The organism is Sphingomonas kyungheensis, assembly GCF_037120395.1.
Taxonomy (GTDB): domain Bacteria; phylum Pseudomonadota; class Alphaproteobacteria; order Sphingomonadales; family Sphingomonadaceae; genus Sphingomonas; species Sphingomonas kyungheensis.
On record NZ_JBBBDM010000023.1, the window covers coordinates 1 to 14,404 of the forward strand.

Annotated in this window: 11 protein-coding genes; 2 read left to right on the forward strand and 9 right to left on the reverse strand. The window is 61.0% G+C overall.

Annotated elements, in window-relative coordinates:
• Positions 1–302 precede the first annotated feature (302 nt).
• From V8201_RS18775 to V8201_RS18785, 3 genes are all read right to left on the reverse strand, one after another.
• Positions 303–935: a tyrosine-type recombinase/integrase gene (locus tag V8201_RS18775; protein WP_271299055.1), complete on the reverse strand. Its 633-nt coding sequence runs from the start codon at positions 933–935 to the stop codon at positions 303–305.
• 1,012 nt (positions 936–1,947) lie between these two features.
• Positions 1,948–2,352, reverse strand: coding sequence for a VOC family protein (locus V8201_RS18780; RefSeq protein WP_271299054.1), 405 nt, complete (start codon positions 2,350–2,352; stop codon positions 1,948–1,950).
• Positions 2,353–2,402: 50 nt separating this feature from the next.
• Positions 2,403–3,101 carry a glutathione S-transferase family protein gene (locus V8201_RS18785; RefSeq protein WP_271299053.1) on the reverse strand — a complete coding sequence of 233 codons (699 nt, stop codon included), beginning with the start codon at positions 3,099–3,101 and terminating at the stop codon, positions 2,403–2,405.
• 117 nt (positions 3,102–3,218) lie between these two features.
• Between V8201_RS18785 and V8201_RS18790 the strand changes: the two genes are divergently transcribed.
• Entirely contained in the window at positions 3,219–3,794 is a 576-nt protein-coding gene (locus V8201_RS18790) for a TetR/AcrR family transcriptional regulator (protein WP_271299052.1), read from the forward strand.
• 135 nt (positions 3,795–3,929) lie between these two features.
• On the opposite strand, the gene V8201_RS18795 is transcribed toward V8201_RS18790, so the two are convergent.
• From V8201_RS18795 to V8201_RS18805, 3 genes are all read right to left on the reverse strand, one after another.
• Complete coding sequence (locus V8201_RS18795; protein ID WP_271299051.1) at positions 3,930–4,373, reverse strand: hypothetical protein; 444 nt, start codon at positions 4,371–4,373, stop codon at positions 3,930–3,932.
• A gap of 109 nt (positions 4,374–4,482) precedes the next feature.
• Entirely contained in the window at positions 4,483–5,871 is a 1,389-nt protein-coding gene (locus V8201_RS18800; RefSeq protein ID WP_271299050.1) for a glycoside hydrolase family 47 protein, read from the reverse strand.
• A gap of 202 nt (positions 5,872–6,073) precedes the next feature.
• Positions 6,074–8,521, reverse strand: coding sequence for a S9 family peptidase (locus tag V8201_RS18805; protein ID WP_336546271.1), 2,448 nt, complete (start codon positions 8,519–8,521; stop codon positions 6,074–6,076).
• A 460-nt stretch (positions 8,522–8,981) separates the two neighbouring features.
• On the opposite strand from V8201_RS18805, the gene V8201_RS18810 reads away from it, so the two are divergent.
• Positions 8,982–9,659 (forward strand): hypothetical protein, encoded by a 678-nt coding sequence (locus V8201_RS18810; RefSeq protein WP_336546272.1) that lies wholly within the window; start codon positions 8,982–8,984, stop codon positions 9,657–9,659.
• 298 nt (positions 9,660–9,957) lie between these two features.
• Here V8201_RS18810 and V8201_RS18815 read toward each other — a convergent pair whose 3' ends face one another.
• From V8201_RS18815 to V8201_RS18825, 3 genes are all read right to left on the reverse strand, one after another.
• Complete coding sequence (locus tag V8201_RS18815) at positions 9,958–10,419, reverse strand: hypothetical protein (RefSeq protein ID WP_271299865.1); 462 nt, start codon at positions 10,417–10,419, stop codon at positions 9,958–9,960.
• Between the two features lie 271 nt (positions 10,420–10,690).
• Complete coding sequence (locus tag V8201_RS18820) at positions 10,691–11,866, reverse strand: zinc-dependent alcohol dehydrogenase (RefSeq protein WP_037531169.1); 1,176 nt, start codon at positions 11,864–11,866, stop codon at positions 10,691–10,693.
• A 135-nt stretch (positions 11,867–12,001) separates the two neighbouring features.
• Complete coding sequence (locus V8201_RS18825) at positions 12,002–13,114, reverse strand: alkene reductase (RefSeq protein ID WP_037531167.1); 1,113 nt, start codon at positions 13,112–13,114, stop codon at positions 12,002–12,004.
• Positions 13,115–14,404: the final 1,290 nt, after the last annotated feature.

Below are 14,404 nucleotides of genomic sequence, written 5' to 3' on the forward strand. Positions count from 1 at the left end.
TCCGTTTCATTCCGTCCGTCCCTCCAAGGGCCGGTCTCTAGTTCCAGGTGGATGAAGAAACGGGGGGCACGTCAGGACTATCGCGTAAAAAGCTTATCACTCAAAAAAAGTCTAGCACGGCTATCCGAGGGCGAGCGTATATATGACATTGAGTCATATATCCCAATGATGCCGGCGTGCCGGTGCTGAGTTTCTTGATAATCGGTATCGTTCTCAAGATGCGAGCGTCGTGTTCATTCGTCATGGAGCTCGGAAGGCAGATGCTGAGGGGCAGGGGCGCTATCGACCGTTTCGTGGATACCTTAGACCTCGGTGCGTTCTGCTAGCTCTAAGGCATCCTCTACGTCCACACCAAGATAGCGGACTGTACTGTCGATCTTTGCATGGCCCAAAAGGATTTGAACAGCGCGCAAATTACCTGTCGCCTTGTAGATGATCGAAGCTTTTGTGCGCCTCAGCGAGTGGGTGCCGTATTCCTGGGGTGCGAGGCCGATACCGATGACCCACTCGCGCACCAAGCGGGCATATTGTCTGGTGCTCATGTGAGCCATGTAGTCATTGCGGCTTGGGAACACGAAGTCGTTGAGGGTGCCTCCTCGACGCTCGAGCCATGCCCGCAGGGTCTTGCGAGCCGTCTCCATCAATTCAAACTGCACCGGCCTCCTCGTCTTCTGCTGCACAATGACGGCGCGGTCACGGATCCGACCGCCTGAGACCAAATCTCCTATACGTACCTTGACCACATCGCATCCACGTAATTTGCTATCGATAGCCAGATCGAAGAGCGCACGATCTCGCAGTCGTCTATGCTGGTCGAGGTAGAAGCGGATCGCCCATACCTGTTGCTGCTTCAGCGCCCTCTTTGCGCCAATCAGGCGACCCTCATTCCAGGGACGAAGCTCATTAAAGGCGGGATCCACCGATGAATGTCCCATCACCGATATCCTTCATGTCGAGTCGAATGCACGGGAATATCAACTTATGGTATAAAGATCGTTCAAGAATGTGGTTCATAGACGAGGGCGGGGTTCTAAACAGATCATGCAACATTGAAGCCGACAGCGAGCGGACCAGATGTTGCTAAGGTCCGCCCTTATCGGAGCAGTTATTTTTCGGAGCTACGCACCGCCTGTATGTGATGATGTTGCTTGGCCTATCGCGCTTACCACAAGCCCACGGCGACTCCGAAGGAGGGCGAAAGGAAGGAATTTACCGCAGGCGGATCGCGCCGGGTAGTCAGTCAGTGCTGAAGGGCGGCGGTCGAATGAGGCGTTATTAAAGCGGTTTAGCAGCCTCGGGCGCAGACCGAAGGCTCATGATAAGGGAAGCTCTATAGCTCCCTATTGATCACCCCCCGGCACGACGCTCAGACAAAGCGCCGGTGTGATACGACGGATCGTAGATCCCGCGCATTTCGCCAGTCAGTGATCGTACCGATACGACTGGCGGGGTTGTATCCCCCCTAGATGGGCTTCGCTCCCGGCGTGCCGCACTTTACAAATTTGCCGTTGCTGGCTTTGCAGCGGGTCGCCTTCACCGGGGCCTTCGGAGGGCATTTGATGAATTTGCCTCTGGCATCGCGACAAGGCGCGGCAATCGATGGGGTTGCTGACGCGAGAAGACATACGCTGACGGCGGCGAACACAAGCTTATGCATTGGGCATCCTCCATTCGGTGAACGGGTCTAGCAATGCTGCGTATAATCTTTAGCAACGTCAAATACCAATGTGCGCGTGGCGCAGCCCGCCTTCTGCCGGTCGAACGTCAGTAGCAACCTCTTCGGTTCGCTAACTTGAACGAGCGGCATGTTTCGGCGGCTGAATGCGGGTTGGGGATGGCCGATAGTGGGTCGTTCAAGAAAGTATCGTCTGCGGCACTTCTTCGTGGCCAGATTTACCGCCCGTCCGTGCCAGGGACGGGCGTCGCCTCAGAGCCGATATGCGACGGCTATAATGACTTGGGGAAATGGATCCCACAAAGCTTATTGCCGTCGGGGTCGCGGAAATAGGCAAGCTCTATCGTACCCATTGACGCGGTCTCTCGAGGGCCGGGCGGCGCTTCGATCGAGGTGCCGCCATTGGCAACTGCGGTATCGTGAAGTTGCCTGACCTGCTCGGGCGAGTTGCACGAAAAGGCGACGGTGCTGCCGTTCGCGACGGTCGCCGGTTCGTCGTTGATAGGCTGGCTGACGATGAAGTTCGTGCCGTTGCCGTTATTGTAGATGAGCCGGGTATGGCCGCTATCGGCGATATTGCGCGCCGGTTCGCCGACACCGAGCGTGCCGAGCACCGTGTCGTAGAAGCGCTTCGATCGTTCGATGTCGTTCGATCCGACCATGGTGTGAAACAGCATGATAACTCTCCTGCTTGGGACGTACTTAGCGAAGACGAATGACGCGGATGCTACGAGCGGTCATCCAGTTCCGGGACACCGCTCTGCCCATCGGCATAGGCGGCCCTGAAGGCCGGGCGGGCCTGCCACCGCCGCCAGAGCGTATCGATATGCTCGAAACGCTCGTCCAGCGGGGTTGCGTTCACCGGGTATTTGGAAAACGCGATCGCGGTGGCCAGCGTGATGTCGGCAAAGGTCGGCTGGTCCCCGCCGAGCAGCCATGCACGTCCATCGGCAAGATGCTGGTCGACCAGTGCCGCGTGGGCCAGCGCCACCTTGCGCGAATGCTCACCCCATGCGGGGTTGTGCGTCAGTTCCAGCTTGGGACCGAGCCCCTGATGCATGACATGGAAGGCGGTGACGATCGGGTAGAGGATGTGAACCCAGACTCGGCTGTCCCACATCTGGTCCAGGCCACGCTCATGCGCCGTTTCGCCCATGATCTTGCGGCCCTCGAAGCTGTCGTCAAGGTAGCGCGCTATGGCGGACGTCTCGCTCAGGAACGAGCCGTCGGCCAATGCCAGCGTCGGCGTTTCGCCCCAAGGGTTCATCTTCAGATGCCGCCACCCGCGCTGTTCCCCCACAGGCGACATGTCATACACCGTCTCGGCGAACCGGTCGGCGATGCCCTTCTCATGCATGAAGATGCGCAGCCGCTGAGGGTTGGGGAAGGCGGAGGGGGAGGTGAAGAGCGTCAGCTTATCGGCCATCGAGGGTCTCGCGTTCATCGGTCACATCACCTGCCTGTCAGATGACAGGTAATCATCTGCGTCTTAAATCTTGCCATGTCAACCCCTGCCTGCCATATGGCAGGTGGAGGCGCGACGATGGCGGTAGCAACGAGAGAGAATGCGCGGGAGGCGATCCTGCTTGCCGCGCGAGAGGCGGCGATGACGCGCGGCTATGGCGGCATCAACTTTCGCGACCTCGCGGCGACGGTCGGCATCAAGGCGGCCAGCATCAACTATTACTTCGCCAACAAGGCGCTGCTCGGGGAGGCTGTGGCGCGCCGCTATCAGGAAGATATCGACCATGATCTGGCGGCGATCTCGGCCGACGCGAAGGATGCTGTGGACGCGTTAAAGCGATATCCAAGTATCTTTCGGGCCTCGCTGGAGCGCGACAACCGGATGTGTCTCAGCAGCTTCATGGCGGCGGAGCGTGACGAGCTACCTGGACCGGTCTTGAAGCAGGTCCAGGCTTTCGCCGACGTCAACGTGGCATGGTTGACAAAACAGCTCGTCGCCGCGGGGATCGGACTGCCGGAAAGCGTGGGGGCAAGGGCACTCGCGATTTATGCGGCCGTTGCCGGCGCGCAGATCATCGCGCGTAGCAGGTCCGACATCGCCGTGTTTGACGCCCTGATCGAAAGCTACCGTGAGGCGGGGCCGCTTCCGGGCTAGTTTGTTATGCCCCCCTAACTCGCGTAGCTACACACTCGCTCGATATGAACGAGTGGCCGGTTTGTGATTTGGCGGGGTACGGGCTGAACGGTCGCAATTGGGTCGTCGGCGAGCTTCTGATTTTAGCAGATGGTTTTATCGGCTTAGCCGCTGCCGGGTGAGGCGAGGATCCTCATAGAGGTCGCGGCAGGCACGCAGCCGGAAGCGGTTCCACCAGCGCTGCCAGCGATGTTCGGCGGCATCGTGAAGGATATGGCAGCGCTGGCATAACGCCTTGAGATTGCCAGGCGTGCTGTTGCCCGGATCATGGTCGAGATGCGCGCAGGCAAGTACCACCTTGGTCATCCGAACCGCACCGAGCGCGACCCCGGTTCTGATCGCGATGCGCCGGCCGCGGTCGCTCCGCCAGCAGCGCGCCTCGCCATCCCACCAGCGCCCATCACCGAGATGCGCGACACGGCGCAGATGCGGCCTTCCGCATTGTTCGCAGCGCGCGCCGGCGCGGCGGAAGCGCACGGTCGCCGACAGCTGCTGCCAGTCTATCGGATAAAGCCATCGGTTCTCGGGGCGGATCGGCATGCTGATTCTATGAGTCAGTCGCGGCTGGAACAAAAGGGAAATCTGCCGGCGAGGTGATCGTTCGGTTGACGAGCTACTCAGATGAGACGGAGTGGGTGTAACCTTTATCCTACGCTTGGTTGCGACGCAGGCCCTTGAGAATGTTGCCCTCGGTCGACAGGTAGTTGTCCGAATAGTCGAAGCGCGGCGTATCGGCGAACAGTAGATAGTAATACTTCATCTGCTCGGACCACCAATAGCCTGGGCAGTGATCGGCCTGACGCTTCGGCGTTGCTGTCACGTCGGCAAGGTCTGTGTAGCCATAGGGAGCCTTGTTCCACCGCTTCATCGCCTCAAAGTGGAGGCGACCGATCTCGCGCCAGCGTGGGCTTCGATCGATCAACCAGAGTGTAAAGGCCGCGTCGGCGAGTTCGGGGCGCAGGGCGTTGGTGACCTGGGTCGGGCGTGATGTCGCATAATCATAACCTTCCGGCAGAACACCGTAGCGCGCCTGCACCTTGGCCCAGCTCTCGGTGTAGGCGGCACCCTGTCTGAGCGCGCCACCCTGGCCGAGCAGGCCGCCATAGAAGGAGGCGAGCTCGTCCTGCTCGGTCGAGATCACGGCGCCGGTTTCGAAGTCGACGTCGGCGAACCACAGCTGACGATCCTTCCAGACCTGCTGATGCTTGAGGATGGCGGCAGTACACACATCGTACATGCGCTTGCACTCGGCATCGCCGAACAGCTGCCAGCTATCCCACAGATACTCGAAGAAGCTGTCGCAATAGGAGCCGATCGTCGCGGTGCGGGAGCGCCAGGCACCGCTGATCACGTCGATCTTGGTCGCCACAAGATCGAGGGGCGAGCGCCGCTCGAAGACCGCGATCACCGCCTTGCGCGCGGCGGCCGCATAACGAGGATCACCGGTCAGGCGGCTGAGCGTGCCCCATTCGGGTAGATAGGTGGCAATATCGGCAGGGCTGGTGACCGCCTCGCGCGGCGCGCCGGTTCTAAGGTTGATGAAGCGGTAGGGCATGCCGGTCGGCGTCGCGAAGGCCGGCAGCAATCGATCCGCCAGATCGCGCGCCTTGGCGAGCAACACCGCGTCGCCGCACGCGAGGTGGGCGGAGAGCAGCCCGCCGACGAGACGGATCGATGTCTCGAACACCGAGACCTCGCCATCGACGTCCGCGTCGAAGTGGGTTTTGACCCACGAGACGCCGTCCTTGAACCGGGAGTCGAGACCCATTACCCACAGCGTGTCGAGCGCTTCGATGAGGCTGAGCCCGAGATGATGCGTCTTGAGCTGAAAGCTTGAGAAGGTGCCACTTACCGGCTTGATCTCGTCCTTGCCCCAGGCATGATCACAGTAGCAATCCCAGGACCATGCCATTTGCGCTTTCACATCCTGCGCGAGAGCATGCCATCGCGTATCGTCTTGCGCGTGGGATGGGCTCGATATCACTGTGCCGGCCAGCACGGTTGTCGCGCCGATGACGGTTCGCCTGGTAATCTGCACGCGGCCTCATCCTCTTTTCATTGCGACTTTATGTAAGGGAATGCAGCCTACCGTTCCCGACGTCTACCGGCGGTGATTGCTGCAGGCTCATCCGAGTAGGGTAAGCGGCTCGTTCAGTCGGCGAGGGAACTGCCATTCAAACAGATTAACGAATGTCCGGAAGTGAGAGGCGGGGAAGGGGCCTCGAATGTCCACTTGTGGGTCATTTATCAGCAGCGGCAGACTTAGCTGAAGATGAAGCGGCGCCTACGGGCTTGACGAAGCGGTCGAGCCAATCGGTCATCTGCCAAAGCGTTTCCTCCGTGGATTCCAGTGCTCGGTAGCCATGCGGCTCGTTGGGGAGGACGACATAGCGGACCGTCGCACCGTTGCCTTTGAGGGCGGCATACATCCGCTCCGACTGGATCGGGAACGTGCCGCTATTGTCATCGGCTCCGCCATGGATGAGCAGGACCGGTGCCTTGATCCGGTCTGCGTAGGTGAAGGCCGACATCTCGGTATAGGTGGGCGTCGCCTGCCAATAGGTGCGTTGCTCAGCCTGGAAACCGAAGGGCGTCAGGGTGCGGTTATACGCGCCCGATCGTGCAATGCCGGCGCGGAACAGGGTGGTATGAGCCAGCAGGTTGGCGGTCATGAACGCACCATAACTATGGCCGCCCACCGCCATGCGTGAAGGGTCGCCGACCCCGAGCTTGGCCACCGCGTCGACCGCCGCCTGAGCGTCCTGCTGAAGCTGTTTGACATAGGTGTCGTTTGCTTCCGCGCCGCCTTCGCCGATGATCGGCATCGCCGGGTTGTCGAGGATCGCATAGCCCTGCGTCAGGAGGAAGAGGTGGCTGATGCCGCGCGGACGAACGAAGCGGTTGCCCTGGTCGACAGTTTGCCCGGCAACTTTGGCGTCGGTATACTCGGCGGGATAAGCCCAGAGCAGGGTCGGCAGCGGCCCGTCGCGCTTGGCGTCATATCCCGCCGGCAGGTAGAGCGTCCCCGATAGCGGTACGCCGTCGGCGCGCGAGTAGGTGATCGTCCGCTTCGTCACCCCCGCGAAGACGGGTGCGGGATCGGCGAAGGCGGTGATCGGCTTGGCACCGTTGCCCGCGACGGTGCGGATGACATAATTGGGGGCGAGCGTGGCGCTCTCGCGCCGTGTCAGGATCCGTCGGCTCTTATCGTCGAGCAGCGCAATGACCGTCTCGTAAAAGGGAGGTTTGGCAGTCCACCCGCGGACCTGCTCGCCGCCCGCGAGCGGCATGGTCGCAAGGAAAGGGAAGGCGCCCGCTTTGGTCGCACCGTCACCCGTGACGAAGACGGCGTCGTGGCTGGCAGTGAAGCGCATCACCGGCTTACCTGCTGCATTCTCCTCGAGGATCGGCTCGCCCGGATCGCCATACTGGTCCTGATAATTGCGCGTCATCAGCAACCGGGTCTTGCCGGGTTGAGACGGCGCAACGGCGAAACGATGCTCAGTCCGGGTCCGCCACTCGCTGTCGAGCACGAGCGCAAAACCGTCGTCCCCCCACATCGTCGTCGAATAGCGGGCAGGCGTCTGTGCCAGCTCGACCGGCGCCGCATCGAAGGGGGCTGCCTGCATCATGACCCGGTCATGGAAGGCGACCTTGGCGCGCGGATTGCCGCCGTCGAGCGCCTCAGCCCAGACCAGCGTCGCCGGAGCGTCCGAGCGCCAGATCGCCTCACGCGGGCCTTTCACCGTCGCGTCAAAGTCCACCGGCAGGTCGTCGGCAAGCGGACGGTCGACGAGCGTCCGCACCGGCTGTCCGTCGATCGTCGACACCGCGATCTCGGTCGGGAAGAAGCTAGCCGGGAGCAGATAGGAATAGGGGCGCTTGAGCCGCTCGGTCAGGAGGTAGCGGCCGTCCGGGGAGACGCTGAACGCGGTGACGAGACCGGGGGTGCCGATCGGCTGGGCGTTGCCGTCGAGCGCGACCCGGACCAGCTGGCCGGTGAAGTAATAGTCAAACAGCGCCTCATCGTGGGCGTCGCCGAGCAGATCCTCGTACGTGCGCGCCGCGGAGGTGCGGCCGGCGCTTTCCTGGACGATCGGTCCGGTCGGGGTCGTCGCGGCGACGGGCGGCGCGCCGCGACTACCGGGCACCGTGTTGACGATCAGCGCCTTGCTGTCAGGAGTCCAGACGAACGGCGTCCCGAACGTGCCGTTGAGCATGGTGGCGACCGCCCGGGCGGTGCCGTTCCGCTCTGCTACCCAAAGCGCCAAGCCATCCGGTCCTTGCACGTAAAACGCCAGGCGGCTGCCGTCAGGCGACCAGTCCGGCGCAGCGAACCGCGCCCCGGCCGGTAATGCGACCCGCGTCGTGCGACCGCTGCTGACGTCCTTGAAGGTCAGGCCGGTCAGCCACTGGATGCGCACCTCGGCCTGACCATTGGTTGCGGGGTCGATGCGGTAGCCGCCGAGGCGGAGGATGGGCTTCGATAAATTGGCGATTGTCGGCAGGTTCTCGCGATCGATGATGGCAAGCGTTCGGTGATCTGGGCTGACCGCGACGACCGGGGTCGGCGGTGTCTCGAGCACCTTGGCAATTGCGGACGGGGCGCGGTGGTATGCGCTGCCGGGCGTCTGGGCAGCAGCCGTGGAGGCGAGAAGCAGGGCAACGAAAGAAATACCGACGCGCATCAGTGACCCCATGTTTGTTATCAGAGCTAGTGTGGCACGCGGTGCCGGAGCTCGCCAGCGAATACGCTAAGGATGCTATTTAAAGTATCGCTCGAATGGTAAGTAGCAGTCGCAAGCCGGCGCCTATAAAACATAGTTAGTAAAATTTGTAAAACGCCGCGACTTCCCAATAGATATAAACCGATGCTAATTTGAAGCCGAAACTCATCGATTAGGACAACCTTGCTGAATTTGGTAGCATCGCATCCCGGGGTAGGAACAATTGGAGCAAATAAGGGGCTGGAGTCTCCGCGCGAGTCGGCTATCGCATCGGCGTAGCCGTAAGCGTCTTTCCGCTTCCCTCTAATCTGAGCCGTTTCGAGCAGCCGAGCGGGTTCGATCAAGCACCCGATCCGCTCATATGAACAAGCGGCAGCTTTAGGGAAGCGAGAAGGTGCGTACGAACGGCCGAGATTGGGTCATGGCGGCGAAGGGGGGGCGGCAGCTCCGCCCCCACGTAGACGTTCAACGATCGTCGTGCCGTTCCCGATCGCAGTCGTTCGTTCAGCAAAATGTCGTTTCGCTTTTCCATTCAATCTCGCCATCGTCATGCAAAAATCAAAAGTTTTTTATCATCGGCTACGTACCAAAACGGCTGATTGGCTTCCGAGCGATTGCAGGCGCAATTCAAATCGTGGAGAAAGCAAGCATGGGCATCTTACAAATCGCTTTTATCGTCGGCCTGGCTGGCCAATCCACTAGCGCCGGGGCACAAACGACGCCGGCCGCCTCGGTTCCTATCAAACGGCAATTAAGCGGGGTCACCGCCCGAGAAGCTACGGACCTCATTGCCAAGCAGGAGGACGCTCAACGCCTCTTGAAAGCTGGGAAATTCCAGTCGTTTGAACTCCTTGCGGGATCGATCGCCTCATATGACACAACGAAGGTTTCGCCTCGCGAGGCCTTCTTACAGGTGCCTTTTAGGAGCGTGTGGAATGTCGAACGGATCCACAGCGACAATAAGCTAGCGCAGCCATACAGACTCGCTTACGCGCCCAGCGGCCTTGGAAAATCCTATTGGGATATTGAGGTCGTGCTAGATATTGATAACGATATCGATCGCGTATCCATGACTTATAGACCCCCCGCCCCATTTTAGGTTGCTGCGCCTGCCGCCCATTCGTTATGTGGCCATGACGCGCAACTCACAGGTTTTGCATCGACCAACCATCTTCACGAAACCCGGGTGCCGCCTAAACAAAAGACTACTGCGCCTTGAGCGCCCGTTTGGTGGCTGGTTTGATGGCTTGCAGCGTAAAAATCAGCCGGTCCGCTCTCGCCACAAAGGGGCATGGGGTCTGGTAATCGATCGGACTACCGCTAACGCTCATAGTCAATCATCCCGGTTGCGCGTCGCGCTTGCCCGCAATCTCCCGATTGTTCAGCTGCTGGTGCGTTTAAGAGACGGAGAGCATGCGAATCTCACCCTCGCGCTGCCATCCCTTTGATGTGCGAATATAGCGAGCCTCTAATTCTCCACCGCAGAGGCCGGTGCATGAGTAGGCCAAATGGACGACGGCGCTCTTAACGTCGCTACTAATCTGTGGAACTCCGACAGAATAGATGAAGGCTTCTCGGATATGTTGGCCGGAAATAGGGGCGTGCACCGCTGCTCGCGATCGCGCATCGTCGTCTGCAATAAGATAGCTCTTGGGAATTTTATCCTTTAGACCAGGGCAAATCGTCAGCAGATCAGGGTGACTTGGGTCGGGAGCGACGTAGTATGCATCAAATCCTTTGTTGTGGCTGATGCTTGGCAGCTCACGCAGAGCGATGCTTCCAATTTCGCAGACAACTGTTGGCTCTGCCGAGCTTGGAGAGGCGGCTGTCATCATGAGACCGACCACTGAAGCAATCATCTGCCGTCTCCCGGCTACATCGTTGAGGCGAATTCACGGCGGCAATCGTAGTCCGTCAACGTCTGCCTTGACCGAACCTGGCCTAAAAGCAGTCAGGCCGCAATCTTCCCAATGCCAGACGTTCGGTCATCCAATTAGGCTTTGGAAGAGACGCCTTTTGCAAGGTGAATGAACGGCAGCAATCGGGACGCGGCAATACCGCGCTGAATGGCCGCAACTGGGTCGTCGCTGCGTCCGCGACCAAGGCCTCGGGACGCAGCGACGATGCGGTTCAGCCGTGCGGGCGCATCACCACCTTTATGACACCATCCTGCTTGTCGCGGAACTTCGCATACATCTCAGGCGCGTCTTCAAGGCTGGCCGGGTGTGTGATGACGAAGCTCGGGTCGATGGCGCCGGACACGATCTTCTCCAGCAGCGGCTTCGTATAGCGCTGCACGTGGGTCTGGCCGAGCTTGATGGTCAGGCCCTTGTTCATGGCCGCGCCTATCGGCAGCTTGTCGCCCATGCCGACATATACGCCGGGCACCGACACCGTGCCGCCCTTGCGACAGCTGATGATGGCCTGGCGCAGCGAGTGGACGCGGTCCGTCGCCAGCATCAGGCTCGCCTTCACCTTGTCCATGACGGCGTCCGCCGAGCCGTGTGCGGCAGCCTCGCAGCCGACCGCATCGATGCAGCTGTCTGGGCCACGGCCCTTGGTACGTGCCTGCAGCTCGTCATAGACGTCGGTCTCGGCGAAGTTGATCGTCTCGGCGCCCCCCGCCTCGGCCATGGCGAGCCGCTCTGGCACCTCGTCGATCGCGATCACCCGGCCTGCACCCATCATCAGCGCGGAGCGGATGGCGAACTGGCCGACCGGGCCGCAGCCCCAGATCGCGACGGTGTCGCCGGGCTCGATTTGCGCATTCTCGGCGGCCATGTAGCCCGTCGGGAAGATATCGGACAGGAACAGCGCCTGATCGTCGGTGACGTTTTCGGGAATCTTAATCGGCCCGATGTCAGCCATCGGTACGCGGAGATACTCCGCCTGGCCGCCGCAATATCCACCCAGCATGTGGCTGAAGCCGAACAGGCCGGCCGGCGAGTGGCCCATCGCTTTGGCGGCCATCTCGGCATTCGGGTTGGTACGATCACAGGCGGCGAACAGGCCCTTCTTGCAGAACCAGCAATCGCCGCAACTGATCGTGAACGGCACCACGACGCGGTCGCCGATCTTGAGGTTGGTCACTTCCGAGCCAAGCGCGACGACCTCGCCCATATTCTCGTGCCCGAGGATGTCACCGGCTTCCATCGTCGGCTGGTAGCCGTCGAGCAGATGAAGGTCGGAGCCGCAGATGGCGCAGGCGGTGACCTTGATGATCGCGTCGCGCGGGTGCTTGATCTCGGGGTCCGCGACGGTGTCGACGCGGACGTCGCCTTTACCGTGCCAGCATAAAGCGCGCATGTCTCTTCTCCGTTTCAGCAGGGGCTCGGCCGGGATCGGAAAAGCGACTGGATTGTCTCAACGTCCCTCGACGGCGAATGGGGGCAGGCACTCCGTGCCCGCCCTGCAATGCCGTTGCGTTAAACCAAGATTGTCTCACTTCAGGCTGATTGGCCCGTTCATCCCCGGCCAGTCGGAGTAGCCGACCGAGCCTCCGCCGTACCAATATTGCTTGGGAGCCTCGGCGAGCGGGGCGCTGGTACGCAGACGGTCGACGAGATCGGGGTTGGCGAGGAACGGCCGGCCGAAGCTGAACAGATCGGCATCGCCGTTCGCCAGCGTCTCCTCGGCGAGATCGAGCGTGTACTGATTGTTGGCGATGTAAGCGCCACTAAAGCGCTTGCGCAGGTTCTGGAAGTCGATGCCGTCCGGCACGTCTCTGGTCTGCTGGGTCACGCCTTCGATGTCGTGGATGTAGAGCAGGCCTATCTCGGACAGCGCGTCGACGAACGTGTCGAACGTCTGCACGACCTGGCTGTCGAGCGGCGTCTTGCCGGGCTCGGTCGTCGCCGGCGAGATACGGATGCCCACCCGCTTCGCACCCCAGACCTCGACCACGGCACGGACCACGTCGAGCGGGAATCGGAGGCGGTTCTCGATGGAGCCGCCATACTCATCCGTCCGCCGGTTGGTGCTGTCGCGGATGAACTGCTCGAGGAGGTAGTTGTTCGCGGCGTGAACCTCAACGCCGTCGAAGCCGGCAGCCTTCGCTTGCTGGGCGGCGTGCCGGTAATCCTCGACGATGCCGGGGATCTCGGCTGTTTCAAGCGCGCGTGGGGTGACGAAATCCTTCAGGCCGTCATTGGTGAATGCCTGTCCTTCCGCCGCGATCGCGGACGGCGCCACGGGAAGTTCGCCGCCGTGCAGATCAGGGTGCGAGATGCGGCCCGTGTGCCAGAGCTGAAGGAAGATCAGACCGCCGCGCCGGTGCACGGCCTCGACGATCGGCCGCCACGCAGCAACCTGCGCGTCCGACCAGATGCCGGGCGTCATTGCATAGCCGCGCGCTTGGGCCGAGATGTTGGTCGCCTCGGTGATGATGAGGCCTGCATCGGCACGCTGGCCATAATAATCGGCGGCGAAGCCGGGCGGCACACCGTCGTCGTTTGAGCGGCTGCGTGTCAGCGGCGCCATGACGATGCGGTTCTTGAGTTGCAGATCGCCAATCGTGACGGGTTGCAGGACGCGGCTGGCAGATGGGGTGGACAAGAGATGATCCTCCGTTGGAGCGACGAGGCCCCAAGCGAGGCGAGGGTCACAACGCGCGAGCGCCGGCTTGCTCCCGAAGGATTGAGGATAAGCGCCTACCGCAGCCCATATCGCACCCGACCATCTACAGCTGCGGCGGTCACTGAACGGCTCGGACGTGAGCTGAACAAACGTCGGAAGTCGGGAACGACAATGGCCCGCTTAACGGCCGCAAGTGGGTCGTGGAAGCCACGGCTTATGCCCGAGATGTGATACTCGAAAGCACGAACTCAGCTCAGCTTACCGTCTGCTCACGCCCAGTTCGCGACATTCGCGATCGTGGCGGCGTTCCCGACTCCTTGGACGAACATGAGTTTTGGGAAGCTACCAGCGTTCCCGCCTGACCACCTCTCGCGAGGAAGTTTAATCGGAGCAGAATGTCCCCTTGCGAACATCGTCATGATGCATGACGCTGTTCGGGGCCGACACGTGGAGGCGTAGATGATTGACGTTCAGCAAGCTGAGGTGTCACCAATAGCGGCCCCGTCTGCGGAAAGCTCGTTGCTGCCCAGCGACGCGCCGATCGATATCCTGACGCGAAACGACCGCAGCTGCGCCCAAAACTCTGACGCTGAAGAGGTTGTGGTTTGTGGCCGAAGGAACGACGAAGAATATCGTCTACGCCCGCTGACACCGCCACCTGTGTCCCCTGGCCCTCTGTCCCGTCCCCTGAGGATACAGATCGCTCCGGGAATATCCCTAGGGTTTCAGCGTGGCGGTGGTTTCGGACTCCGGGCGGAGTTGGGGCCGGGCAAAAAGACCGACGAGCCAAAACGTGAACCATGAAAGTGGGGCGAGCTAGGTCCGCTAGCCTCCTAGATCTCGACATTCGTCAGTGGATGGTCAGGGTAGCAAGCTGGTCGTCCGCGACGATGAACAAGCGTCCGAAGTTGGGGAGCAGGAAGGGTGGGCTGAATGTCCACTTCTGGGTCGGCCCGCTAAATCTTCTCAATGAGCCAGCCCAGTTTGCGACGCGTAAGGATCTTTGATGACCGCAGTCAGCGTATCCAACCACACTTGCGACTGCGTAGTTTCCGAGGCTGACCCGAACGGCGGCAAACGCCTAGCTTAACATCTCCTTGCAGCATGTGCCCGGCCCATTCGGCAGAATGCTCTGCCCGTACATCCCGTGCGGCACCGCTGCGCAGAAGATCGGGTCTTACGATGAGCGTACAGTGACGTGCCCCCCGTTTCTTCATCCACCTGGAACTAGAGACCGGCCCTTGGAGGGACGGACGGAATGAAACGGAA